Raw genomic sequence first — 23,800 nt, 5'->3', positions numbered from 1 at the left:
CAATGAGCTCTGACGCGCACCTGTCCGATCGTTTCGCCGGAACGCTGTCGAAAATGCGTTCCGCGGGGGCTCACGCCATGGAGCTGGCGGCCCTGCGAAGGCGTCTCGAGCAGCTGTCCGAACCCGGCGCCGGTGAATTGCCGGGAAACGAACTCGAACCTCTCGAAGACATCAGCAGGCTCGTGGATCTGCCCGAGCCGGACGCCGCCGAAGCGCGTCAGGCCCTGGACCGCACCGCGGTGCTCAAGCTCAACGGCGGCCTCGGCACGAGCATGGGGCTCACCGGGCCGAAATCGCTGCTGGAAATCAAACCGGGGAAGACGTTCCTCGACGTCATCGCGATGCAGGTGCTCTCCACCCGCGAGAAGTACAACGCGCGCCTTCCGCTGATCCTGATGAATTCGGCCGGCACCCGCGAACCTTCGCTGGAGTTGCTGAAGAAGTACCCCGCTCTCGCCGACGACGTCATCCCCGCCGACTTCCTGCAGGGGCGCGAACCGAAGATCACCGCCGACGGGCGGCCCGCGGAATGGCCCGCGAACCCGGAACTCGAATGGTGCCCGCCGGGGCACGGCGACGTCTACGTCGCGCTCGCGGTGAGCGGGATGCTCGAAACGTTGCTGGCGGAAGGTATCCGCTGGTGTTTCGTGTCCAACGCCGACAACCTCGGCGCGCTGCCGGACGCGCGGATCGCCGCGTGGCTCGGAGGCGAGAACATCCCGTTCGCGATGGAGACCGTGCTCGGCACCGCGGCCGACCGCAAGGGCGGGCACCTCGCGCGGCGCGCGGGCCGGATCGTCCTGCGTGAATCCGCGCAGGTGCCCGACGGCGACGACTCGTTCGGCGACGTCACCAAGTGGCGCTACTTCAACACCAACAACATCTGGTTCGACCTCGAACGACTGAAAGCCCTTCAGGACGAGGACCCGGCCGCGCCGCTGTTGCCGCTGATCGTGAACCGGAAGACCGTCGATCCGGCCGATTCGGCCAGCACGCCGGTGATCCAGCTCGAAACGGCGATGGGCGCGGCGATCGGTTCGGTCGAGGGCGCCCGGGCCATCGAGATCCCGCGGACCCGGTTCGCGCCGGTCAAGACCACCGACGACCTGCTCGTCGTCCGCTCCGACGCGTACGTGCTCGACGACGGCGGGGAGATGATCCCGGAGTTCACCACCACCCCGCCGGTCGTTTCGCTGAGCAAGGAGTTCTACAAGCTCCTCCCGGACTTCGACGAGCGCATCCCTTCCGCACCTTCGCTCAAGGAGTGCACGAGCCTCGAAGTGGACGGCGACGTCACCTTCGGGAAGAACGTCGTCGTCCGGGGCGACGTGAAGATCACCGGGCCGAAGACCGTTCCGGACGGCGAAGTCGTCTAGTCCCGCTGGGCGATGAACACGTACTCGCGTCCTGGACGGTCGGGGGCTTCCCGGACGTCCAGGACGCGGAAACCGTGCTTCGCCAACAAGGATTCCAGGTCTTCGCGTTCGCGGAACCACAGTGTCGAGTCCGAGGTGACGACCTCCCCGTCGGGGAACCGGTAGCTGTACCGGAACGAGACGAAGGGAAGGTTCACCTCGGTGACCTCACGCCATTGCTCGACCTCGCCGACGCCGGGCACGTCGATGACGTCGTGCGCGGTGTCGGCGGCCCAGTCCTCCCACACGCGGCGGCCGGGTCGCCGGATCTCGAACACCAGGTGACCACCCGGCGCCAGCGCGGTGCGGACGCCTTCGAGGGTCCGGCTCCATTCGTCGTCGGTCAGGAAGACCTGGGCCACGTTGCCGGTCATCACCGCGAGATCGGCGCCTGCCTCGCCCACCGTTTTCGCGTCACCGTGGATCCAGGTGATCTTCCCTTCCGGGTCCTTGCTCTTCGCTATCTCCAGTGACGCCTCGGCGGGATCGACCCCTACGACCTCGATCCCTCGCTCGGCCAGGAGAACCGCCAGGCAGCCGGTACCGCAGCCGACGTCGAGCACTCTCCTCGCCCCGAGCTCGCCGATGAGGGCGAGGTAGTGGTCCAGATCGTCGCGAGCGCCGTCGAAAGCGTCGTAGATCGGTGCGAGCCGGGCGTGGGCGAAGAGCGCGTCAGGCATTCGGCGACGATAGTTCCGGTACACGGACGGGGGCCACGGATTTACGGCCGGACCGCCACGCGCGTTCTCCCAGCAGCGCCAGGAACGCGGGCAGCAGTACCCCGCGGACCAGGGTGGCGTCGATCAGGATCGCGATCGCCATGCCGACGCCCATCATCTTGTACTCGATCGCGCTCAGCGTGATGAAGACGCTGAACACGCCGACCATGATCACCGCCGCGCTGCTGACCACCCCCGCGCTGGTGCCGGTGCCGCGGACGATCGCGGCGACGACCCCTTCGTGCCGGTGTTCACGGATTCGGCTGAGGATGAAGATGTGGTAGTCCATGCTCAGGCCGAGCAGCAGCACGAACATGAACATCGGCAGCCAGCCGACCACCCCGCCGTACGGAGTGAATCCCAGCAGGGAAGCGAAATGGCCGTCCTGGAAGATCCAGGTGAGCACACCGTAGGCCGCGCCGATCGACAGCAGATTGAGCAGGATCGACACGAGTGACACCGCCACGGACCGGAAAGCCAGCAGCAGCAACACGAACGCCGCCAGCAGGACGAAACCGAGGACCAGCGGCATCCTGTCGATGACACGGTCGGCGAAGTCGCGGGCGTTCGCCGTCCGGCCCGACACCGCGAACTCGACGCCGTCCACCTCACCGACCGTCTCGGGCAGGACCTCGGTGCGCAGTTTCGCCAGCGCGGCGTCGGCTTCCGCGTCCCGGCCCGCGCCGGACAGCGGGACCCGGACGACCACCGCCTCGTCGACGTTCGCGACCGCGATGGGTTTGTTCAGCACGCCGGAGGTTTCCCCGATCCGCCGTTCGAGATCGGTGATCGCCGACCGCAGCGCCGGGCTGTCGACCGGGCCGCCGTTCTCGGCCGTCAGCACCACCGTCGCGGGGTAGACCACCCCGGGGAACGCTTCCTGGGTACGGATGGCGGAGTCGATCGTCGCCGTCGATCGAGGCAGGCTCTCCGCCGGTGTCGGATCCTGCAGGTGCATGCCGAGGGCGGGCAGGGTGAGCAGGATCAGCAGCGCGGCCGCGAGCCCGCCCCAGAGCGACGGCCGCCGGGTGACCGCGCGGGCGGTCGCGGACCAGAACCGTGAGTTCTCCGCGGCGGTGCGCCGCTTGCCCAGCCAGGGAATCCGGCCGCGATCGACCTTGTCACCCAGCAGTGACAGCAGCGCGGGCAGCACGGTGACAGCGCCGAGCACGGCCAGGCCGACCACGAACGCCGCGCTGATCGCGAGGCCGGTGAAGTTGTCGAGTCCGGTGAACACCAGCCCGCTCACGCACAGGACGACCGTGACCCCGGAGACGACCACGACGTGCCCCGACGTCCGCGCCGCGATGAGGATCGCGTCGTCGATCGAGTGGCCTCGCGCGCGTTCTTCCCGTTGCCGCCTGAGGAAGAACAGCGAATAGTCGACGCCCACCGCCATCCCGATGAGCAGCGTGATCACCGTCGTCGCGCTGTTGATCGGGGTGAGGTCGTCGACGACGGAGAGGAAGCCGAACGTCGCCGCGACGGTCGTTCCGGCCAGCAGCAACGGGACCGACGCCGCGACCAGCGCCCCGAAGACGATCAGCAGGATCACCAGCGTCATCGGCAGGGAAAGGAGTTCCGACCGCTTGACGTCCTCGCGGATGCCCTTGTCGACCACGGTCGACAGGCTGAGATCCCCGGACAGGCCCAGCCGGACGGACGGATGCCGCGCGGCGACCGCGTCGACCCGCGCGGCCGCGGTCTCGAAGTTCGGGCGGATGTCCTTCTCCCCGCCCGCGATCGAGAAGCCAAGGAGAGCGGAGGCGCCGTCGGCCGAGATCCGCTCGGCGCCGCCGGGGGCCAGCGGTGAGCGGAGGTCGGTGACGGAACCGGATCGGGTGAGCGTGGCGGCCAGATCTTCGGTCGCCCGCCGGAGTTCTTCGTTCGCGGCGAACGGTGGTGAGCCGGGATCCTTCGCCTCGACGAGGACGTTCTCGCGTAAAGGGTCGAAGGTGTGCTGGGCGTTCAAGGCTGTCTGCGCGCGACCGGATTCGCCGGGATCGGTGCTCCGGCGGCTTTCGCCGTCCAGCAGAGCACCCGAAAGCAGGGCGAGGACCACGAGGGCGACCCAGCCGGCGAGGGTGAGCGCGCGGTGCCGCACGGACCACGCGGCGATCTTTTCGGGCAGCATGAACTACAGTCCTTTGTGTGAAGGAGTGAGATGCCTCGGGCGAGGTTTTTTGCTTCTTCTTTCCTGGGCCGTCGAGTTGCCGCTCGGCGGCCCAGGGTCTTTTCACCGGCCGGTCAGTCGACCTCCTTGAGGATCCGCTCGACCGTGCCCACGCTCTTCTGGAGATCCGCGAGGCGTCCGTCGAGTTCGGTGAGTTTGCGTTCGGTCTCTTCCTGCGCCTGGACGGCTTTTTCGGCGAGCCTGCGGTATTCCTGTTCGCGCGCGAGCGCGCCCCTGGCCCGGATGGTCGCGCCGAACTGCCACACGACCACCGTGATCACCACGGTGAGGAACACGAAGATGCCGATCAGTCCGGCGACCTCCTGCCATTGATGCCACTTCACGGTCGTTCCCCCTCATCGCCCGGTGTCGGTGTGCCCGGTGTCGGTGTGCTCAGCGTCGGCGCCGCGGCGGCGATGGTGTCCGGGCTCAGCTCGACCAGGAACGGTTTCACCTCGTAGAACTTCATCGCTTTCCCGTCCTCCGACAGCTCCAGGGTGGCCGACACGAGCCCGACCGCCTCCAGTTTGCGCAGGTGGAGCTGTAACAGTGCCCGGCTGATGCCGAGCTCTCGCGCCAGCTGGCTCACGTACGCGCGCTCCGCGCGGAGCGCCGCGACGATCCGCAGCCGGTGTGGATTCGCCAGTGCCCCCAGCAGTCGCAGCAACTCGTCGCCGGACGGTCCGGTGGCGGTCATCCCGCGCTCCTGCACATGCCAAAGAAATCTAGCAGGTGCTGGCTTGGTCTACCAGGTGCTCCAGCCAGGCATTCGGCTCCACGTAGACACCGACGTCCAGCGCCGAGGAGGCGAGCACCGGCGCTATCCCGCCCGGAACGGCCGTGAGGCCGTCCTGGAGTTCGACGCCGGTCCACGCCTTCCACTGGGCGAAGGTGCCCGTGACGGTCATCGCGAACGGTGCCACTTTCACGAATCGCGCGCCGAGCCGTTCGTGTGTGCGCAGCCACGGATCCTCGGGCAGGCCGTCCGGGCGACGGCGGGCGACATAGTCCTCAAAGGACAGTCCGGGTTCGTTCTCCTTCCCGGCCGGGCGGACCGGCACGACGAGTTTGCGCATGCCTGTTTTCGAGGCGCGCTTCCTCAAGGCTTCCAACGCTTTTGTGGCCAGGCCGCCACCACGACGGCCTGGCGCGACCATCACTTCGAGGGCGATCAGCGTATTCGTCTCACGGGAGCTCATCAGGTCTTCCGCGGCCCAGATCAAGGCGGCGTCCCAGCCGTGGTCCGGCAGTTCCGGACGTTCGGCCGTCGGGAATCCGACGGGTACGGCGGCCGCTCTCGCCACCGGAACATCGTCTTCCAGCAGGACGAGGAAGTATTCCGGCCAGCGGGCGGCCAGGTGGGACGACTTCGCCAGCAGGCCCGCCAGGCCGTGCTGGAGGAATTCGCCGCCGACGCCGCCGAGGCCGAGCGCGGGCTCGCGCAGCTCAGGCCGGGTGGCCAGGTCTTCGATCACGATCATGTCCTCAGTAGACCCGAGGACACGCGATTCTCACGAGGTGCTTTTCAGCTGGTGTGAACGCCTAACGCACGGGCAGCGCGCGGCGCCGTCCGGTGATGCCGGTGGTGTTGAGGTTGGCGCGCTCGCCGGCGGAGTGCCCGTCGAGGTAGCCACTGCCGGACAGCCGCCTGGGCGGCGCCGAACGAAGATCACCGTATTGCTCATCGTACGCCTGTTTGACCATCGCCGTCCGGTCCTGGATCACCAGTTCGGCTGAACGGTGGCCCGCGGTGGCGGTGTGGGTGCGGGCCGCGGTGTCTTCGCTGTTGCGGAGCCTTTCGTAGACCGCGCCGGAGAACCCGTGCAGCCAGGTGCGCCGGTACGCGGCCAGCGATTCGCCCGCGAACACCCGGTTCTCCGGGCGGACCCTGGTGAGCTGGGTGGTCGCTTGCAGCAGCAGGCTCGTGTACAACAGCTCCGTCCGCTCCAGATCGGAGCGGAAACCGAACACGGTCACCGCGGTGACCGACTGGCCGAGCCGGTGCAGCAGGGCCCGGCAGCGCAGCGGATGCGCGATGTTCGTGAGCAGTCCAGCCTTGTCCCGGCTGTACGGGTTGTCGAGCGGGATCATGATCTGGGTGATCTCGTCGGCGGTCGCCCCGGAGGCGGCCAGCAGGGCCTGATCGATGCCGTACCGGGCGATCAGCTCGGCGGCCTTGGTGTTGTACGACTCGGCCTCGGCCTCGGTGACCGCCGGGTCCTCCGCCTTCGCGAGGAGTTTCCGGACTCGCGCGAGCAGCGTGTCATGGTCGGGCATGGCCCTCCTTCCTGATTGGGTTGGAGCGGGTCAATCTAGGAGAGAGGTCCGACAATATTCGGGCGGGATGTTCGGATCCCGGCAAGGGGGCGGTATGGCGACGGACGTGTCGGTGGTCGGTTCCGGCCCGAACGGGCTCGCGGCGGCGGTCCTGCTGGTCAGGGCGGGGCTGTCGGTCGAGGTGCACGAGGCGGCGGACGAGATCGGCGGCGGGACACGCACGGCTTCGCTGTTCGACGGCGAAGTCCGGCACGACATCTGCGCCACCGGGCATCCGATGGCCGCGGCGTCCCCCTTCTTCCGCTGGTTCGGCCTCGCCGGGCACGGAGTCGACCTCCTGCGGCCGGAGATCGCGTACGCGCACCCGATCGACCGTAACCGCGCGGGACTCGCCTATGAAGATCTCGACCGGACCTGTGATGCCCTTGGTACGGACGGCCCCCGGTGGCGACGGCTGATGGGACCGCTGGCCGGGCACAGCCGTGAGCTGGCCGATCTCCTGCTCGGCGACCTCCGTCACCCGCCGCGCGACCCCCGGGTCGCCGCTCTCCTCCCCGCCCGGATGGCGATGCTCGCTTCCGGGCTGGAGCGCCGCCTGTTCACCGGCCCGGAAGCGCCCGCGCTGCTCTCCGGCGTCTCCGCGCACGTGATGAGCCGTCAGCCCTCGCTCGCCGCGGCGGGGGCGACTCTCCTGCTCGGCCACCTCGCGCATTCGACCGGCTGGCCGATCGCCCGCGGCGGCAGCCAGGCCATCACCGAGGCGCTCGCCGCCGACGTCCGCGCGCACGGCGGGCGGATCCACACCGGCAGCCGGATCACGGATCTGCGGCAGCTGGCGAAGTCGCGGACGGTGATCCTCGACATCGCCCCGCGCGGTTTCCTCGGTATCGCCCGCGACCTGATGCCGCCGCGATACCGGAAGGCGCTGGAGTCCTACCGCTACGGTCCAGGCGCGGCGAAGGTCGATTTCCTGGTTTCCGAACCGATTCCGTGGGCGGTTCCGGAGGTCGGCAAGGCTGGCACGGTCCATCTCGGAGGCACACGGGACGAGGTGTACGCCGCCGAAAACGCCATCGTGCGCGGCGAAGATCCGGACGACCGTTTCGTGCTCGTCTCCGATCCGATGGCGATCGACCCGTCCCGCGGGCTGCCGGGCAAGCGACCGGTGTGGGCGTACTGCCATGTGCCGCACGGGGATCCGCGGGACGTCACCGAGATCGTCCGGCGGCGGATCGAACGGTTCGCGCCCGGTTTCTCCGACACGATCCTCGCGAGCCGCTGCCTCACCGCGCCGGAGCTGGAGTCCTACAACGCGAACTATCCCGGCGGTGACGTCGCCGCCGGCGCGGTGAATCTGCGCCAGGTGCTCGGACGGCCCGTCCCGCGATGGAATCCGCATCGCACCCCGCTCGGCGGTGTCTTCCTGTGCTCGGCCGCGACGGCGCCGGGGCCCGGGGTGCACGGGATGGGCGGCTGGCATGCCGCGAAATCCGTACTGGGCAAGGACTTCGAAAGCGTGATTCACGGATCTCTGGGCCGCACAAGGCCTGTTTCGTAGGCGACCACCACGGCTTGGGCCCGGCTCGAAATCCCGAGTTTCGTCATCAACCGGTTCAGATGCGTCTTCACCGTGGCTTCGCTGACCAGCAGACTTCGCGCGATATCGGAGTTCGGCACGCCGGTGCCGACGAACCGCAGCACTTCTAGTTCGCGTTCGGTCAGCCCGGTCAGGGCGGGCGGGGCCGCCGGCTTTTCCGGCGGGGCCTGGGTGAAGGCCTCGACCAGGCGCCGGGTGATGGTCGGGCCGAACAGCATGTCGCCGCGCGCGACGGCGTGGATCCCGGCGATCAGGGTCTCCGGTGGGCTGTCCTTGAGCAGGAAGCCCGCCGCGCCCGCGCGCAACGCGGTGTAGACGTACTCGTCGAGGTCGAACACCGTCAGCATGAGCACGTTCGGCTTGTCCGGCCCGGCACGCGCGAGGATGCGTTCGGTCGCCTTGACGCCGTCGAGTTCGGGCAGCCGGATGTCCATCAGGATCACGTCGGGGCGCAGTTCAAGGGCCTTCTCGACGGCTTCGAGCCCGTTTCGCGCCTCGCCCGCGACCCGCACGTCGGGAACGGCGTCGAGCAGGGCGACGAAACCCGCCCGGACGAGATCCTGGTCGTCGACCACCAGCACACTCGTCACCGGGCTCGCTCCTGCGGAAGATAGGGAAGGGTCAGTTCGATCGCGAAACCGCCGGATCCGGCCGGTCCCATTTCGATCGAACCACCGTACATTCTCGCTCGTTCCCGCATTCCGATGAGGCCTTGCCCGGCCGGATTGGGCGGTGGTGTCTCCTCGGAAGCGGAATTGCGGACACTGAGCACGAGCGCCTCCTCGCCGTATTCGAGGACGAGTTCCGCGCGCGCCTTATCCGCGTGTTTCAGTACGTTCGTAAGCGCTTCCTGAGCGATTCGGTAGGTGCACAGTTGCTGCCCGGGAGGAAGTCGTCGCGGCTCGCCGAGAGTTCGCGACGTCACCGCGAGGCCGGCTTCGCGCACACGGGTGACCAGCGCGGGAAGGTCGGCGAGGCCGGGCTGTGGACGGTATTCGCGGGGTTCGCGCTGCGGCGGGCGCAGCACCCCGAGCAGGCGCCGCAGTTCGTCGAGCGCTTCCGTCGTGGTCCCGGTGATGGTGTCCAGCGCGGTGCGCGCGGTGCCGGGGGCGGATTCGAAGACGTAACGTGCGAGGTTCGCCTGCACCGCGATCACCGAGATGTGGTGGGACACGACGTCGTGCAACTCGTGGGCGATGCGGATGCGCTCCTCGACGACGGCCTGTTCCGCTTCGATCCGGATCTCCCGCTCCGCGCGGACGGCGCGTTCCACCATCCGGTCCGCGCGCAGGTAGCCGAGCCGTCCGACGATGATCGTGCCCGCGCACTGCGCGACCAGGCGCGTCGTGTCGACCACGAAGGACGGCACCTCCCCGAGCACGAGCCCGAGTTCGAAAAGGGCGACCCACACGATGGTCGGCGCCACGGCCTTCGCGGGTGGGTACCGCGCCCACACCGTGTACGCGGCGATGAAGGCGGAAGGTTCGCCCAAAGTGGCCCGGTAGCCCAAGGCGGTGTAGACGGTCATGAGTGAAACCGAGGCGAGCAGGACCGCGATCGGATGACGGCGGCGCATGATCAGCGGGAGCGCGATGGACACCGCGAGGGCGACGACCCCGGCCTCGACAGGGTCGCCGAACGAACCGCCGCGAGGTGCCGCCCCCAGCCCGAGGAGTGTGGCCGCGGCCGCGGTGATCAGGCAGTCGGTGAGCAGTGGCCGTGCGCGGAGGAGCTGAAAGGGCTGAACGAGGGGCGGCACTTCCGCAAGTTACCGCCGGAGTGTCGAGCCGCCCAATTCCTGCAACCAGCGCGGTATTCACCCGTCGGCATACCGCCAAGGTTTACCCCGGCTTCCGACTCGCGGGGATTCCGCTCGGTGATCCATCCGGATAACGTCGAAGCAGGATGGATATTCCATTCCCCCAACTCGGCGAAGAGGATGACCTCCTCCGGGTAAGAGGGCCTTCGGGAGGGGATATCCGGAGCAGGCCGCCTCTTCGCCGAGCTTCAGCCCAGATAGGCGTCGAGTGTGACGGCCAGCGCCCTTTCCGGTGAGGGTGCGAAGCTCGCACCCGCCAGCCCGCCCCAAAGCCACAGCTGGGCGAGACCGTGCAGGGACGCCCACAGCGAGGACGCGAGCAGTCGAGGATCGGTCGCGGGATGCCAGTCGTCGTCCTGTACTTCGGCGACCAGCGCGGCGAAGAAGTCGAAAACCGCGCTGCTCACCCGCGTGAGTTCGGCGTCGTCCGGGTCGATCAGGTCGCGGCGGAACATCAGCTCGAACATCGCCGGATTGGCCAGCGCGAAATCGAGGTAGCCGTGGCAGGCCGCGATGAGCCGTTCGCGCGGTGTCCCGTCCGGCAGGCCGGTGCCGCGATCGAGCAGTTCGGTGTAGCCGCGGGTGGCGACCGCCGAGAGCAGGGCCGCGCGGCCGGAGAAATGCCGCAGCGGCGCGCCGTGCGAGACGCCGGCGGCCTTGGCGATCCCGCGCAGTGTCACCGCGCCGACGCCTTCTTCGGCCAGCAGGTTCGCCGCGGTGTCGATCAGGCGGGTTCGGGCGCCCACGAGCGGGTCTCCTCGATGACGGGCAGAAGGTCGGGGCGTTTCGGAAGGAAGCCGTCTCCCGGCTGACGGCCGCTGAGCCGGTTGCGGAACCGGCTGACCGCGACAGGGAGGACTTCCCTCCTCAGCCAGTGCAGGTCCGCGCGCAGGCCAGGGCGTTCCGCCGAACCGGGGAGCGGGGCGAGCCAGGCCGGGTCGTGGGTGACGCCGAGTTTGCCGAGTACGTGCCCGGCCAGGCGCCGGTGGCCCTGCTCGGACAGGTGCAGGCGATCCGGGCCGAAGTAGCGGGAATCGTGTGCGGCGTCGTCCGGCCAGAGGTCGACGAGGGTCGCGCCGTAGCTGACGGACGCCTCGCGGACGGCGTCGTTCAGCGCGACGAGACGCGGGCGCATGCGGTGGCCCATCGGCATGCGGTGGGAGATGTCGCTGAGGGTGAAGGTGACGACGACGGGCGCGATCTCGGTGCAGGCGCGGATGGTCGTGTCGACGCGGCGGGCGACCGTGCGCGCGTCCCAGCCGCGGCTCATCACGTCGTTGCCGCCGCCGAACAGTGCGATCAGATCCGGCCGCAGCCCGCTCGCCGCGGGGGTCTGCTCGGCGTGGATCTGGTCGAGCCTGCGCCCGCGGACCGCGAGATTGGCGTAGCGGAAACCCGGCTCTTCCTCGGCGAGGCGTGCCGCGACGAAGTCGGCCCAGCCTCGGTAGAAGCCACCCGACGGATGCGGATCGGCCAGCCCTTCGGCGCAGCTGTCGCCGAGCGCGACGAAACGTTGGTAGCCCATCCAGATCTCCGTAACCGCGAGTTCATCTTGTAGACACTGTCTATCAAACTGATGTAGACGCTGTCTACTCGGTGGCTCGTGGCAGGCTCGCGTCATGATCGACGATGTCGCGAAAGAGTGCTTGCACAGCGATCTGCGAGAGATCCGCGAGGTGCTGCTCTGGAAGCTCGACGGGCTGGACGAGTACGACATCCGCCGTCCCCTGACCCGGACCGGAACCAATCTTCTCGGTTTGGTCAAGCACCTGTCGCTGTGGGAATCCCGGTACTTCGGCGAGGTTTTCGGCAGGCCGTTCCCCGAACCCCTGCCCCGATGGGACGACCTCGGGCAACGCGGCGCCGACCTGTGGGCCACCGAGCACGAGACACGTGAGGAGATCACCGGCCGCTACCGGCGCGTCTGGGAGCACTCCGACGCGACGATCGCGGCCCTGGCCATCGATTCGCCCGGTCACGTGCCCTGGTGGCCGCGACCTCGGGTGATGCTGTTCAACGTCCTGGTCCACATGCTCACCGAGACCAGTCGTCACGCCGGACACGCCGACATCCTGCGCGAACAAGTGGACGGCTCGACGGGGACGGCCGCCGATTACGCCGCCCAGCAGCGCGACGCGGCCTTCTGGGAAGCCCGGCGCGACCAGATCGAGCAAGCCGCCACGGCAGCCGTCAAACTCGGCCGGACAGGACCCGGGCACGGTGGGTGAAGGCGACGGCGCGCCGCGGGTCGCCGTCCGGGAGCACCCGGCACAGCGCGTCGACGATCTCCAGGTCGTCGGCCCCGCAGGAGGTCTCCCAGTACGACCACAGCGCCGCCGCGTCCCCGCTGCCGAGCGCGACCCGCCGGACCGACGCGGTGACCGACTCGCGCTCCTCGCGCACGGCGGGCGACTCCGATTCGGCCAGCAGCGGACCCCGGAACGCGTTCGCGGAGGCGCTGACATCGCCTCGTTTGAGGGCCGCGCGGACCCGCAGGAAATCGGCGTCCACCTCGGCGGAGAGCCGGTACGGCCTGGTCTGCACGATCTCCGACCCGAGTTGCGTCCGCAGCCGGTGGATCTCGGCGCGCACCGTCACCGGGTTCCCGCTCTCGCCGTAAAGCAGCAGTGCCAGCCTTTCCGCGGAGAGACCGCCGGGATTCAAGGCGAGCAGCGTGAGGATCTCCGCGTGCCGCAAGGTGAACGGCACCTCGCGACCGTCCACTGTGGTCGATGGCGGGCCGTCGGTGAGGAACTCCAGCGCGAGCCGCGGGCGCCTCGACGGGCCCCGGTTCCGCAGGCGCAGCAGATAGCCCTCGCTCAGCGGCTCCACTGTGCCGAGCCGCCCGTCGGGCAGGGTGACCGCGCCGCCGCCGGGCCGGATGTCCACGGTGGCGGGAAGATCGCCGCAAGACTCGGCGGCCAGCACGCGTCCCTTCGCCGAAAGCAGGGCGCCCGGCGTGCCGCGCAACGCCTCCAAATGGGTCATGTTGGCGACCCGCAGCCGCTCGTCGCGCAACGCGAGCCGGGCCCGTAACTGGCCTTCGGCGAGCTGCGCGGCCGCCGTGACCAGCGCGAGCATCGCCGGATGGACCGTCCGCAGCGGACCGCTGACGTCGATCGACCCGAGCAGCGCGCCGGTCTCCGGATCGCGCACGGGCGCCGCCGCGCAGGTCCAGCCGTGATAGGTCCGCACCAGATGCTCGGCGGAGTAGATCTGCACCGGCTCCCCGGTGGCGAGCGTGGTACCCATCGCGTTCGTCCCGATGACGTCCTCGCTCCAGCGCGTGCCCTCCGCGAGCATCACGCCGTCCGCGCGCCGCAGTACACCTGCCGCGCCTTCGCGCCACAGGATGTGGCCGGCCGCGTCGGTCACGATCATCATGTGCTCGGCGTCGTCGGCGATGCTCACCAGCGTCTGCCTCAGGATCGGCAGTACCGGTGCCAGCGGATGCTCGTCCCGCAGCCCGCTCACTTCGCCGGAGTCGTAGACCAGCGGGGCGATGCCCTTGTCCGGGTCGACGTGCGCGGCCAGCGAACGATCCCACGACGCCGACACGATCGACCTGGGGGAACGCGGCGCGGGAACACCGGAGAGGACGGCGTCGTGGACGTCCTTCAGCAGCCGCGCGTACGCCTGAGGGTCACGCGGCGACGCTTCACCTCCGGGCAACTCCGCCACGTTTCCGAGGATAGGTGACCGGGCTCACTTCGTTGCAACGTGCGTGCAACCTCACCCGGCCTACCTTCGCCGCCAACCGCCACCCCTAGCGATGAGGCAGGAAAGATGGCCAAGTACGCGGCACCGAACACCGAAGGCAGCGTCGTCAGCTACGAGTCCCGCTACGACCACTACATCGGCGGCGAGTACGTACCGCCCGCGAGCGGTCAGTACTTCGAGAACCCGACCCCGGTGACCGGACAGGTGTTCACGGAGGTCGCCCGCGGCACCGCCGCCGACATCGACCGCGCGCTCGACGCGGCCGAAGGCGCGGCCGCGGCCTGGGGCCGGACGTCGGTGGACGAGCGGTCGAACGTGCTGCTCCGGATCGCCGACCGGATGGAACAGAACCTCGAGGCGATCGCCGTCGCCGAATCGTGGGAGAACGGCAAACCGGTCCGCGAGACCCTCGCCGCCGACATCCCCCTCGCGATCGACCACTTCCGCTACTTCGCCGGCGCCCTGCGCGCCCAGGAGGGCGGCATCTCCCAGATCGACGACAACACCGTCGCGTACCACTTCCACGAGCCGCTCGGCGTCGTCGGCCAGATCATCCCGTGGAACTTCCCGCTGCTCATGGCCGTCTGGAAGCTCGCGCCCGCGCTCGCCGCCGGCAACGCGATCGTGCTCAAACCCGCCGAGCAGACCCCGGCGTCGATCCACCTGCTGATGTCGCTCATCGGCGACCTGATCCCGCCGGGCGTGCTGAACATCGTCAACGGATTCGGCGTCGAGGCGGGCAAACCGCTCGCGTCGAGCAACCGGGTGCGGAAGGTCGCGTTCACCGGCGAGACCACCACCGGACGGCTGATCCTGCAGTACGCCAGCGAGAACATCATCCCGGTCACCGTCGAACTCGGCGGCAAGAGCCCGAACATCTTCTTCGACGACGTCGCCGCGGCCAACGACGCGTTTTACGACAAAGCTCAGGAGGGCTTCGCGCTCTTCGCGTTGAACCAGGGCGAGGTCTGCACCTGCCCGTCGCGGGCGCTGATCCAGTCCGGCATCTACGACCGGTTCCTCGGCGACGCCGTCGAGCGCGTCAAGAAGATCAAACAGGGGCACCCGCTCGACACCGAGACGCAGATCGGCGCGCAGGCCTCCAACGACCAGCTGGAGAAGATCCTTTCCTATATCGACATCGGGGTGAAGGAAGGCGCGAAGGTCCTCACCGGCGGCGAGCGCAGCGACCTCGGCGGCGAACTGTCCGGCGGGTACTACGTTCAGCCGACGGTCTTCGAAGGCGACAACAAGATGCGGATCTTCCAGGAGGAGATCTTCGGCCCGGTGGTCTCGGTGGCGAAGTTCGACGACTACGCCGACGCGCTGAAGATCGCCAACGACACGCTGTACGGCCTCGGCGCCGGTGTCTGGTCCCGCGACGGCAACACCGCCTACCGCGCCGGCCGTGACATCCAGGCGGGCCGTGTGTGGGTCAACAACTACCACGCGTACCCGGCGCACGCGGCCTTCGGCGGGTACAAGGCGTCCGGGATCGGGCGCGAGAACCACAAGATGATGCTGGACCACTACCAGCAGACCAAGAACATGCTGGTGTCCTATTCGGACAGTGCGCTCGGGTTCTTCTGATGACCGAGCGGGTCGGCTTGACACCCGCCGCCGCGGAGCTGCTGCGACGGCTGGTGTCAGTTCACGGACCGGTGATGTTCCACCAGTCCGGCGGATGCTGCGACGGAAGCGCGCCGATGTGTTACCCGGCGGGCGAATTCCGCACCGGGGTGTCCGACGTCCGGCTCGGCGACCTGGTCGTCGAGGGGATCGAGGACGTCCCGGTGTGGATGTCCGGACCGCAGTTCGAGTACTGGAAGCACACGCATCTGACCATCGACGTCGTTCCGGGCCGGGGAAGCGGATTCTCCTTGGAGGCGCCCGAAGGAGTCCGCTTCCTGGTCCGCTCCCGGTTGTTCAGCGACGAGGAATCGGCGGAGCTGAACGGCCCAGCAACGCGATGAGCGCCTCGCCCGGCCCGGCGCCCGGCGGTGCCTCGACAGCCTGGTCGAAGGCGCCGCCGGGGCCGCGCACCGGCGTGACGTCGGGATAGCGGCTCGCCACGCCCAGCGCGGCCGTCGCGAGTTCGTCGTCCCAGAGGTGTTCGCGGCCGAGCGCGGCGTCGAGGTCCCAGCCGTGGACGAGGTTGTCGACGAAGAGCACGGCCAAGGCGTTTTTCCCGGGGAGCGGGCCGAAGTTCCCGAAGTCGAAGGTCTTCTCCAGGGCCTGGGCGTCGAAGGCCGCGAGGAACTCGGCGGAACTCTCCGCGTAGGACCTGGTGAGGTCGCCGTCCGCTGTCGGCCGGGTCTTCCTGAGGCGGCCGGACGCCTGCGCCGCGCGGTGCTCGTTGTTGTCGATCAGGTGTTTCACGATGTCGCGGACGGTCCACTCGGCGCAGGGGGTCGAGCGGTCCCAGTCGTCCGTGCCGATTCCGGTGATCGTGGTCCCGGTCGCGTGATGAGCCCGGGTCGTCAGGGCGAGGAGATCCATGGCGGCAAGATATACGAACGGTCGTGCTATTTTCTAGGGTGTGAGCACACTCGAAGTGAACGAGGTCTTCGTCGGGCGGCCGTCCGTACTGGGGACGAAACGCGATGTCCCGGTGTACAGCGCGATCTCGAAATCGCGGGTCGAGGCGCCCTTCTTGGAACTCGACGAAATCAATCTGGCCGGGGACGACCAGGCGGATCGCTCCGTCCACGGCGGCGTGGACAAGGCGGTCTACGTCTATCCGGCCGCGCACTACCCGGACTGGTCGGAGCAGGGTTTCCCGGTGGCCGCGGGCGATTTCGGGGAGAACGCGTCCGTGCTGGGGGCCGACGAGCACGAGGTTCGCGTCGGCGACGTCTGGGCCTGGGGAGACGCGCTGGTTCAGGTTTCGCAGCCGCGGACGCCGTGTTTCAAGCTCGCGATGAAGACCGGGCGCAAGGACGTCATCCCGGCGATGATCGATTCCGGCCGCAGCGGCTGGTATCTGCGGGTGCTCCGGACGGGTGAGGTCCCGACCTCGGGACGTATGACGCTCGAAGAACGCGATCCGGTGAATCCGACGATCGCCGAGGTGTACGTCGCGTCGTTCACGAACGTCGCCCAGTTGGACGACGGTCGCCGGGCCGCGTACTGGGCGCTGCTGGACCGGGTGCTGGCGACGTCGTCGCTTTCCCGGCAGTACCGTGACGGCCTGGAATCGGCGAAACGGCGGCGAGAGGAACGGAATGCCGGGTGACGGCCGGGTGGCCCGCGGCGACGCGACGAGGCGGATCGTGCTGCGGCGCGCCGTCGACATCGCGTCCGTCGAAGGGCTCGACGGGTTGTCCCTCGGCAGGCTCGCCGCCGAACTGGAACTGAGCAAATCGGGTGTGTTCGCGTTGTTCGGTTCCAAGGAGGAACTGCAGCTCGCGGCGGTCGAAACGGCGAGTGCGATCTTCGCGGAGAACGTCGTCGCGCCGACACTGGAGGTCGAGCAGGGGATCGCGCGGCTGCGCGCGCTGTGCGCGAACTGGCTGGACTACTCGGAACGCCGGGTGTTCCCCGGCGGCTGCTTCTTCTTCAACACCGGTGCCGAGTTCGACGCGCGGACCGGCCGGGTGCACGACGCGGTCGCGAACGTGAGCCGGGCTTTCGCCCAGTTCATCCGCTCGACGGCCGTCGAAGCGCGGAAACTGGGGCACCTCCGCGCGTCCGTCGACGTGGAGCGGCTGGCCTTCGAGCTGCATGCTCTCGGCCGGGCCGCGAACGCCGATTCGGTGATGTTCGGCGGCACGGAGCCTTACGCGCTGGCCCGTGCCGCCATCACCGAACGTCTCGACTACTCCCAGTCGACCTGAGTGGACCGGTAGAAGTCGATTCCCTGCTGAACCCAACGCGGGCTCTGCTTCGCCAGCCGCAGCCGGTAGGCGTCCCAGGTCCGGGAATCCTTCGGCGACCAGCCGATCTCGGCGTAACCCGGCAGCCTCGGGAACGCCATGAACTCGATGTGCTCACTGGTCACGAGCGTTTCCGACCACAGCGGCGCCTCGACGCCGATGACGTTGTTTTCGGTCACGCCCTGCAGGTACGTCGCCGGATCCCAGTCGTAGCCGGTCTTGACCTCGATCAGCCCGGCCCAGCTCAGCCCGAGCGGCGTCTGCGGGTGGTACTTCATGTCCATGTAGGCCTTGTTGGCAGGCGACATCAGGATCTTGTTGCCCCTGGCCGCGGCCGCGGCGACGTTCGCGTCCGTGCCGGTCGTGCCCCAGAACTGCGGGACGGCCGAAAGCGGTGGATTCGTCTTGGCGATGTCGTGCCAGCCGGTGATCTGCTTGCCGTACTTCGCGACGATCGGCTGCACCTTCTTGGCGAAGGTCTGGTAATCCTCCGGAGTGGTCGCGTGCGCCTCGTCGCCCCCGATGTTCAGGTACTTCCCGGGGGTGATCGCCGCCAGTTCGCGCAGGACGTCGTCGACGAACGTGTAGGTGATGTCCTTGTTGATGCACAGTGAGCTGTAGCCGACCTCGATGTCCGTGCGCGCCGGAATCGGCTTGCCGTCGCAGTTCAGTTCGGCGTAGGAGTGCTGGGCCGCGTTGGTGTGTCCCGGCATGTCGATCTCGGGAACGACCGTGATGTGCCGCGAAGCCGCGTAGCGCACGAGGTCCGTGTACTGCTCTTGGGTGTAGTAGCCGCCAGGACCGCCGCCGACGGCCGTCAGGCCGCCCACGGCCGCCAGCTTCGGCCAGCTCTTGATCTCGATCCGCCAGCCCTGGTCGTCGCTCAGGTGCAGGTGGAGGGTGTTGATCTTGTACTGCGCGATCTGGTCGATGTAGAGCTTGACCTGCGCCGGCGTGAAGAAGTGCCGGGCGACGTCGAGCATCGCGCTGCGGTAGCCGAAGCGCGGGTAGTCGAGCACCGTGCCGCCCGAGACCACCCACGAACGCTTCTGGACGGTGGTGGCCTCGATCGCCGACGGGAACAGCTGGCGCAGCGTCTGCACGCCGGAGAACAGGCCCTTGTCGGTGTTCGCCCGGAGGCTCACGCCGGAAGACGCCACCTTGAGCTGATAGCCCTCGGCGCCGACGCGGTTGCTCGCGTGGCCGGTTTCGAGTGAGATGGCGGGGCCGCCGCCGCGGTGGCCGGTGACGACGGGCAGCCGGTAGCCGGTGGCCGGCCGGAGGAGCCCGGCCAGGTATTCGGCGACTTGTCTGCCGTCGCGGTCGGCACGGATGACGGTCGCGGGACTGAGCCGGAAATTCGCGCGGGGATCGGGTTTCGCGTCGACAGGCGCGGGGATGACGTCGGTGACGGTCCGTTCGGCCTTCGGGTGACCGGCCGCCGCTGGGTCCGCGCTCGCCGTCGCGGACAGGCCGAACGTCACGAGGCTCAGGACCGCCACGCCGAGCACGGTCGTGGACAGGCGTTTACTCATGGAGCACCTCCGGTCGGGGAACTGGAGACTCTCTGCTCATAGAGGTATAGACCAATAGGGCAAAGGGGACAACACCCGATCGGACTAGGAATCCGTACCGGTCAATGGTTCACTCGCCGCGCAGAACCGCTTTCAGCGCATCGAGAACACTCGCGTCCTCGATCGTCGAGGGCACCTGCTCGTCCCTGCCGTCGGCGATACCGCGCATGGTCTTGCGCAGGATCTTCCCGGACCGTGTCTTCGGCAGCGCGTCCACAATGGATACGTCGCGGAACGCGGCGACCGGCCCGATGTCGCGCCGGACCAGCGCGACCAACTCGGCCTTGAGTGTTTCGGCGTCGGCGTCGACACCTGACTTCAGCACCACGAAACCGCGCGGAAGCTGCCCCTTGAGCTGGTCGCGGACCCCGATCACCGCGCATTCGGCGACGGCGGGGTGGGACGCCAGGACCGCCTCCATCGAACCGGTCGAAAGCCGGTGGCCCGCGACGTTGATGACGTCGTCGGTGCGGCCCATGACGAACAGATAGCCGTCTTCGTCGACGTATCCGGAGTCACCCGTCAGGTAGTGGCCTTCGTACCGCGAAAGGTACGCCTCGCGATACCGCTCGTCGTCCTCCCACAACGTCGGCAACGATCCAGGCGGAAGCGGCAGCTTGATGGTGATGGCGCCTTCCCTCCCGGCGGGAAGCGGGTCGCCCGACTGATCCAGGATCCGCACGTCCCAGCCCGGCACCGGTTTCGTCGCGGAACCGGGTTTGACCGGCATCGGCTCCAGTCCGCGCGGATTCGCCGCGATCGGCCAGCCGGTCTCGGTCTGCCACCAGTGGTCGATCACCGGGACGCCGAGCTTGTCGTGGGCCCAGTGGTACGTCTCCGGATCGAGTCGTTCCCCCGCCATGAACAACGTCCGAAATTCGCTGAGCTGGTATTTTTCGATTTCGTTCGCGTCCGGGTCGACCTTCTTGATCGCGCGCAATGCCGTCGGGGCGGTGAACAACGCCTTCACCCCGTGGTCGGCGATGACCCGCCAGAACGCGCCCGCGTCAGGCGTCCCGACCGGCTTGCCCTCGTACATGACACTGGTGGCTCCGATGAGGAGCGGCGCGTAGACGATGTAGGAATGGCCGACGACCCAGCCGACGTCGGACGCCGTCCACCACACGTCACCGGGCTGGATGTCGTAGATCGCGCCCATCGACCAGGCCAGCGCGACCGCGTGCCCGCCGGTGTCGCGCACGACGCCTTTCGGCTTCCCCGTGGTGCCGGAGGTGTACAGGATGTACAGCGGGTCGGTGGCGGCGACCGGAACCGGATCGGCGGGGAAGGCCTTCGCGACCAACTCGGCCCAGTCGGCGTCACGCTCGCCCAGTTCGGCGCGGGCGCGTTCGCGCTGCAGTACCACGACCCTGTCCGGCTGGTGGACGGTGCCCGCGAGCGCCTCGTCGATGATCGGTTTGTACTCGACGACCCGCGTCGGCTCGATCCCGCAGGACGCGGCCACGATGACCTTGGGTTTCGCGTCCTCGATCCGCGCCGCGAGCTCCTTGGGCGCGAACCCGCCGAACACCACCGAGTGCACCGCGCCGAGCCGGGCGCACGCGAGCATCGTGATCGCGGCCTCGGGAACCATCGGCATGTAGACGATGACGCGGTCGCCCTTCCCGACACCGAGAGAAGCGAGCGCGCCGGCGAAGCGCGCGACGTCGTCCAGCAGTTCCGCGTAGGTGAACCGGCGTACCGAATCAGTGACCGGGGAATCCCAGATCAGCGCGGTCTGCGCACCGCGGCCGTCCCGCACGTGCCGGTCGAGCGCGTTGAACGCCGTGTTCAGCTCCCCGTCCGGGAACCAGCGGTGGAAGGGCGCTTTCGACGCGTCGAGGGCCTGCGTCGGCGGGCGGGTCCAGTCGATCGCCTGTGCGGCTTCGAGCCAGAAACCCTCCGGGTCTTCGAGGCTCCGCTGGTACGTCTCGGCGTGCATCGAATGCTCCTTCGCGCTCGGGTACCGGACCCATCATGGACTTACGGCCGCGCTAATGCCTGGTGGTAACGGCGGGGAGACGCCCGTGACAACCCGGCAACCCTGTGATGGCGTAGAGCGTCCTAAGCTGAACCAGGAAAAAACCGCCGGAAACGGCCTCGACGAGCTAGGGGAGCAGGGTCCATGGGACTAGCGAGCGCGCTGCTGTCGTTCGCGCACAGCCTGTTCGGGCCGGGGATCTGGCCCGGGGACTGGGTGTGGGCGACGAGCACCGCCGGAGCGCTGGTCGCGCTGCTGCCCGCGCTGGGAGCGATGGTCGTCGCGATCGTCCGCAAAGGCACCGGCAACCGCTACGACGTGGTGACCCTGTCCGTCTTCGGCGGGATCGGCGTCGTCGCCGCCTTCCTGCTGCCGTGGCTGCTTGCCACCGGCGTTTCGCAGACCTTTCAGGAAGCGGCGTCGAAGTCCGGCGGGCAATCCGGCTTCTCCAGCAGTGATCTGTCGACCTTCAACACCGACTACAGCCCGCTGATCGGCACGCAGAGCGAGTACCTCGGACGCGGCCAGAACGTGTACGAGGTCCTGTTCTATCCGAGCGGGATGCAGCTGAGCTACATCTTCTACCTGATCCTGCTGGTCGGCCTGCCCGCGCTGTCGCTGCTGTTCGTCATGCTGCAGGCGCGCACAGCGTTCCGTCGCGGACCGAAGTGGCCTTCGCGGTTCTTCTGGATCCCGTTCGTGCTGATGGTGCTGGCGAGCGTCGGTATGGGTGCGAACACCGCCGTGCACTTCTGGCTCGGTTTCCTGCCGTTCAGCGTGCTGGGCCTGATCCCGGTCGCGCTGGTCGGCCCGCCGCCGTGGTCGGTGATCAACCGGCCGGACCCGCAGCCCCGGCAGAAGGTCGAGCCGTACCGCCCGGAGCCGCCCGCCCCGAAGCCTCAGCAGCAGCAGCTGCCGCCCCCGCCGCAGAAGCAGTACCCGGCGACCGCACTGGCGCAGGCGCCCGAACCTCCCGCGCTGGCCGCGGTGCCGGGCCCGGTTCCGGCGCCCCCGGGCTCCCGCAACTCCGGCGGCGGTCGCTACAAGCGCGTCCGGCGGCTCGGCCACGGCGGCTTCGGCACCGTTTGGGAAGCGGTCGACACGCAGCTCAACCGCACTGTCGCGCTGAAGATCGCGCACGCGCCGGACCGTGACACCGAAGAGCGGATGCAGCGCGAGGCCAGGGCGCTGGCCGTGGTGAACCACCCCAACTGCGTCCGCGTCTACGACCTCGTCGAGGAGCCTGACGGGCTCGCGCTGGTCATGGAGTACCTCGAAGGACGCTCGCTGTCCGAGATCGTCGACTCGCAGGGCCCGCTCGACGACATCGCCGCCGGACGGCTCTGGTCGACCATGGCGGGCGCACTCGCCGCGGCACACGAGAAGGGCGTGCTGCACCGCGACCTCAAGCCGTCGAACATCATCCTCGACCGCAACGGGCTCGCCCACCTCATCGACTTCGGCATCGCCCGCAGCCAGGGCGACTCGAAGATGACCGCGACCGGGATGATGATCGGCACGCCGGACTTCGTCGCTCCAGAGCAGGCGATGGGCTCCGCGGCGAGCCCGGCGTCGGACGCCTGGCAGCTCGCCGCGACGGTCAGCTACGCGCTGTCAGGCCAGCCTCCGCGCGGTACCCGGGAGACCCCGATGGCCGCGCTGATGGCCGCCGCCCGCGCCGAACCGGTCTCGAAGCTGCCGAATCGCAGCGCGCACGCCCGGATCCTCATCGCGTCGCTCGACCAGGAGCCCCGCCGCCGCCCGACACTCGCCGCCGTGCGGCGCGACGTCGAAGGCTGGCTCGCGCGGGCGGGCAAGTCGCCGGACGGCCCGGTGACCCAGATCGTGCCGCGCCGCCCTCCGCAGCAGCAACCGCAGCCTCACCAGCAGCCGCAGCCCCAGCGCCACCCGCGCTGATCTGCGAAAAGAGAGCAAGGGACCTTTACTCACGTTAGTTAGTGTGCTAACGAACGCGAGCAAAGGTCCCTTGCTTCCGCTCAGTCGACGACGACCCAGGTCCCGCCGCGCCACGCCATGGTGAACGTCTTGGGGTCGGCCGCCATCATCGCTATCTGCGGCGCGATCGCGCCCGGCGGGACGACGACCTTGTCCGGCCCCTTGCTCTGCAGCTTCGCCCGGTCGACGCGGGTGAGTTTCAGCTTTTTGAAGTCGTCGTCCGAGAGCATCCCGAACTGCATCGGGGTGAGGGTCCGGCACTCCTTCATCCCGCCGTCGAACGCCGGCGCCGTGATCCGGCAAATGGTGTCGAGGTCCTTGTTGCCCAGGGCGTGGTGGTATTCCTCCATCACGCTCGCCGCCCCGTCCGGGGTGTGCGCCACCGCGCCGCCGGTGGCGGGTTTGGTCACCTCGGAAACGGTCGCCGCGGTAGCCGAAGGCCTCGAAGCGCTGGGGGGTTGTGTCGAGCTGGCGGCCGGCGCTTCCGAGGTGCTCGGAACGGCCGAAGTCTGCGGCGACGCGGTTCCCGGTGTCTGCTCTTCGCAACCCGCGATCAAGAACAACGCCGCGGCCGCACAGGCCACTCCGAGCGGTCGGATCGTCATGATGCCCCCTGTCGACTGCTACTGACCAGGGGAGAGTAACAACTGTCGGCCAAGTGTCACACTTGAATCGGGAAAATCAACGCCGGGGC

Annotated in this window: 24 protein-coding genes; 9 read left to right on the top strand and 15 right to left on the bottom strand. The window is 68.6% G+C overall.

Features of this window, described 5'->3' with window-relative positions:
* Positions 1–2 precede the first annotated feature (2 nt).
* The gene (locus ACFOSH_RS17825; protein WP_378240050.1) at positions 3–1,376 is read left to right on the top strand and encodes a UTP--glucose-1-phosphate uridylyltransferase; all 1,374 of its coding nucleotides are present in this window, start codon (positions 3–5) and stop codon (positions 1,374–1,376) included.
* Here ACFOSH_RS17825 and ACFOSH_RS17820 read toward each other — a convergent pair.
* The 6 genes from ACFOSH_RS17820 to ACFOSH_RS17795 form a co-directional block, all read right to left on the bottom strand.
* On the bottom strand, positions 1,373–2,095 hold the full coding sequence (locus tag ACFOSH_RS17820) for a class I SAM-dependent methyltransferase (protein WP_378240049.1): 723 nt from the start codon (positions 2,093–2,095) through the stop codon (positions 1,373–1,375). The genes ACFOSH_RS17825 and ACFOSH_RS17820 overlap by 4 nt on opposite strands.
* Positions 2,088–4,268: an MMPL family transporter gene (locus ACFOSH_RS17815; protein WP_378240048.1), complete on the bottom strand. Its 2,181-nt coding sequence runs from the start codon at positions 4,266–4,268 to the stop codon at positions 2,088–2,090. Before ACFOSH_RS17815 ends, ACFOSH_RS17820 begins: the two co-directional genes overlap by 8 nt.
* 113 nt (positions 4,269–4,381) lie before the next feature.
* Positions 4,382–4,651 carry a hypothetical protein gene (locus tag ACFOSH_RS17810; protein ID WP_125791739.1) on the bottom strand — a complete coding sequence of 90 codons (270 nt, stop codon included), beginning with the start codon at positions 4,649–4,651 and terminating at the stop codon, positions 4,382–4,384.
* Positions 4,648–5,004 carry an ArsR/SmtB family transcription factor gene (locus tag ACFOSH_RS17805; protein ID WP_378240047.1) on the bottom strand — a complete coding sequence of 119 codons (357 nt, stop codon included), beginning with the start codon at positions 5,002–5,004 and terminating at the stop codon, positions 4,648–4,650. Before ACFOSH_RS17805 ends, ACFOSH_RS17810 begins: the two co-directional genes overlap by 4 nt.
* A gap of 28 nt (positions 5,005–5,032) precedes the next feature.
* On the bottom strand, positions 5,033–5,788 hold the full coding sequence (locus ACFOSH_RS17800) for a GNAT family N-acetyltransferase (RefSeq protein ID WP_378240046.1): 756 nt from the start codon (positions 5,786–5,788) through the stop codon (positions 5,033–5,035).
* Positions 5,789–5,849: 61 nt separating this feature from the next.
* Positions 5,850–6,584 (bottom strand): DUF2786 domain-containing protein, encoded by a 735-nt coding sequence (locus tag ACFOSH_RS17795; RefSeq protein WP_378240045.1) that lies wholly within the window; start codon positions 6,582–6,584, stop codon positions 5,850–5,852.
* 94 nt (positions 6,585–6,678) lie between these two features.
* Between ACFOSH_RS17795 and ACFOSH_RS17790 the strand changes: the two genes are divergently transcribed.
* The gene (locus tag ACFOSH_RS17790) at positions 6,679–8,142 is read left to right on the top strand and encodes a phytoene desaturase family protein (RefSeq protein WP_378240044.1); all 1,464 of its coding nucleotides are present in this window, start codon (positions 6,679–6,681) and stop codon (positions 8,140–8,142) included.
* Here the strand turns inward: ACFOSH_RS17790 and ACFOSH_RS17785 are convergent.
* The 4 genes from ACFOSH_RS17785 to ACFOSH_RS17770 form a co-directional block, all read right to left on the bottom strand.
* Positions 8,106–8,771 (bottom strand): response regulator, encoded by a 666-nt coding sequence (locus ACFOSH_RS17785; protein ID WP_378240043.1) that lies wholly within the window; start codon positions 8,769–8,771, stop codon positions 8,106–8,108. The genes ACFOSH_RS17790 and ACFOSH_RS17785 overlap by 37 nt on opposite strands.
* Positions 8,768–9,940, bottom strand: a complete 1,173-nt coding sequence (locus tag ACFOSH_RS17780) for a sensor histidine kinase (protein WP_378240042.1) — start codon at positions 9,938–9,940, stop codon at positions 8,768–8,770. The genes ACFOSH_RS17785 and ACFOSH_RS17780 overlap by 4 nt, the downstream gene beginning before the upstream one ends.
* A 248-nt stretch (positions 9,941–10,188) precedes the next feature.
* Positions 10,189–10,746: a TetR/AcrR family transcriptional regulator gene (locus ACFOSH_RS17775; protein WP_378240041.1), complete on the bottom strand. Its 558-nt coding sequence runs from the start codon at positions 10,744–10,746 to the stop codon at positions 10,189–10,191.
* The gene (locus ACFOSH_RS17770) at positions 10,725–11,525 is read right to left on the bottom strand and encodes an SGNH/GDSL hydrolase family protein (protein ID WP_378240040.1); all 801 of its coding nucleotides are present in this window, start codon (positions 11,523–11,525) and stop codon (positions 10,725–10,727) included. The genes ACFOSH_RS17775 and ACFOSH_RS17770 overlap by 22 nt, the downstream gene beginning before the upstream one ends.
* 94 nt (positions 11,526–11,619) lie before the next feature.
* Here ACFOSH_RS17770 and ACFOSH_RS17765 point away from each other — a divergent pair, with 94 nt between their 5' ends.
* Positions 11,620–12,228 carry a DinB family protein gene (locus ACFOSH_RS17765; RefSeq protein ID WP_378240039.1) on the top strand — a complete coding sequence of 203 codons (609 nt, stop codon included), beginning with the start codon at positions 11,620–11,622 and terminating at the stop codon, positions 12,226–12,228.
* Here the strand turns inward: ACFOSH_RS17765 and ACFOSH_RS17760 are convergent.
* Positions 12,191–13,681: a GAF domain-containing protein gene (locus ACFOSH_RS17760; RefSeq protein WP_378240038.1), complete on the bottom strand. Its 1,491-nt coding sequence runs from the start codon at positions 13,679–13,681 to the stop codon at positions 12,191–12,193. The two genes, ACFOSH_RS17765 and ACFOSH_RS17760, sit on opposite strands and share 38 nt — an antisense overlap.
* A gap of 105 nt (positions 13,682–13,786) precedes the next feature.
* Here ACFOSH_RS17760 and exaC point away from each other — a divergent pair, with 105 nt between their 5' ends.
* Positions 13,787–15,310, top strand: coding sequence for an acetaldehyde dehydrogenase ExaC (exaC, locus tag ACFOSH_RS17755; protein ID WP_378240037.1), 1,524 nt, complete (start codon positions 13,787–13,789; stop codon positions 15,308–15,310).
* Positions 15,310–15,693, top strand: coding sequence for a DUF779 domain-containing protein (locus ACFOSH_RS17750; protein ID WP_378240036.1), 384 nt, complete (start codon positions 15,310–15,312; stop codon positions 15,691–15,693). Before exaC ends, ACFOSH_RS17750 begins: the two co-directional genes overlap by 1 nt.
* Here ACFOSH_RS17750 and ACFOSH_RS17745 read toward each other — a convergent pair.
* The gene (locus tag ACFOSH_RS17745; RefSeq protein WP_378240035.1) at positions 15,647–16,219 is read right to left on the bottom strand and encodes a TIGR03086 family metal-binding protein; all 573 of its coding nucleotides are present in this window, start codon (positions 16,217–16,219) and stop codon (positions 15,647–15,649) included. The two genes, ACFOSH_RS17750 and ACFOSH_RS17745, sit on opposite strands and share 47 nt — an antisense overlap.
* 40 nt (positions 16,220–16,259) lie before the next feature.
* On the opposite strand from ACFOSH_RS17745, the gene ACFOSH_RS17740 reads away from it, so the two are divergent.
* Positions 16,260–16,955 (top strand): MOSC domain-containing protein, encoded by a 696-nt coding sequence (locus tag ACFOSH_RS17740; protein WP_378240034.1) that lies wholly within the window; start codon positions 16,260–16,262, stop codon positions 16,953–16,955.
* Complete coding sequence (locus ACFOSH_RS17735; RefSeq protein WP_378240033.1) at positions 16,945–17,556, top strand: TetR/AcrR family transcriptional regulator; 612 nt, start codon at positions 16,945–16,947, stop codon at positions 17,554–17,556. The genes ACFOSH_RS17740 and ACFOSH_RS17735 overlap by 11 nt, the downstream gene beginning before the upstream one ends.
* On the opposite strand, the gene ACFOSH_RS17730 is transcribed toward ACFOSH_RS17735, so the two are convergent.
* Together ACFOSH_RS17730 and ACFOSH_RS17725 are read right to left on the bottom strand one after the other, a co-directional pair.
* Positions 17,538–19,130, bottom strand: coding sequence for a beta-N-acetylhexosaminidase (locus ACFOSH_RS17730; protein WP_378240032.1), 1,593 nt, complete (start codon positions 19,128–19,130; stop codon positions 17,538–17,540). The genes ACFOSH_RS17735 and ACFOSH_RS17730 overlap by 19 nt on opposite strands.
* Positions 19,131–19,239: 109 nt before the next feature.
* Positions 19,240–21,111, bottom strand: coding sequence for a propionyl-CoA synthetase (locus ACFOSH_RS17725; protein WP_378240031.1), 1,872 nt, complete (start codon positions 21,109–21,111; stop codon positions 19,240–19,242).
* A gap of 183 nt (positions 21,112–21,294) precedes the next feature.
* Here ACFOSH_RS17725 and ACFOSH_RS17720 point away from each other — a divergent pair, with 183 nt between their 5' ends.
* Positions 21,295–23,067: a serine/threonine-protein kinase gene (locus ACFOSH_RS17720; RefSeq protein WP_378240030.1), complete on the top strand. Its 1,773-nt coding sequence runs from the start codon at positions 21,295–21,297 to the stop codon at positions 23,065–23,067.
* Positions 23,068–23,147: 80 nt separating this feature from the next.
* On the opposite strand, the gene ACFOSH_RS17715 is transcribed toward ACFOSH_RS17720, so the two are convergent.
* A complete protein-coding gene (locus ACFOSH_RS17715; protein WP_378240029.1) occupies positions 23,148–23,516 on the bottom strand; it encodes a hypothetical protein in 369 nt (122 codons plus the stop codon).
* On the opposite strand from ACFOSH_RS17715, the gene ACFOSH_RS17710 reads away from it, so the two are divergent.
* Positions 23,509–23,736, top strand: a complete 228-nt coding sequence (locus ACFOSH_RS17710; RefSeq protein ID WP_378240028.1) for a hypothetical protein — start codon at positions 23,509–23,511, stop codon at positions 23,734–23,736. The two genes, ACFOSH_RS17715 and ACFOSH_RS17710, sit on opposite strands and share 8 nt — an antisense overlap.
* Positions 23,737–23,800: the final 64 nt, after the last annotated feature.

This window comes from Amycolatopsis speibonae (assembly GCF_042647925.1).
Lineage (GTDB): Bacteria > Actinomycetota > Actinomycetes > Mycobacteriales > Pseudonocardiaceae > Amycolatopsis > Amycolatopsis speibonae.
The sequence above is the reverse complement of the archived record's forward strand: the minus strand, read 5'-3'. Positions and strand labels throughout refer to the sequence as shown.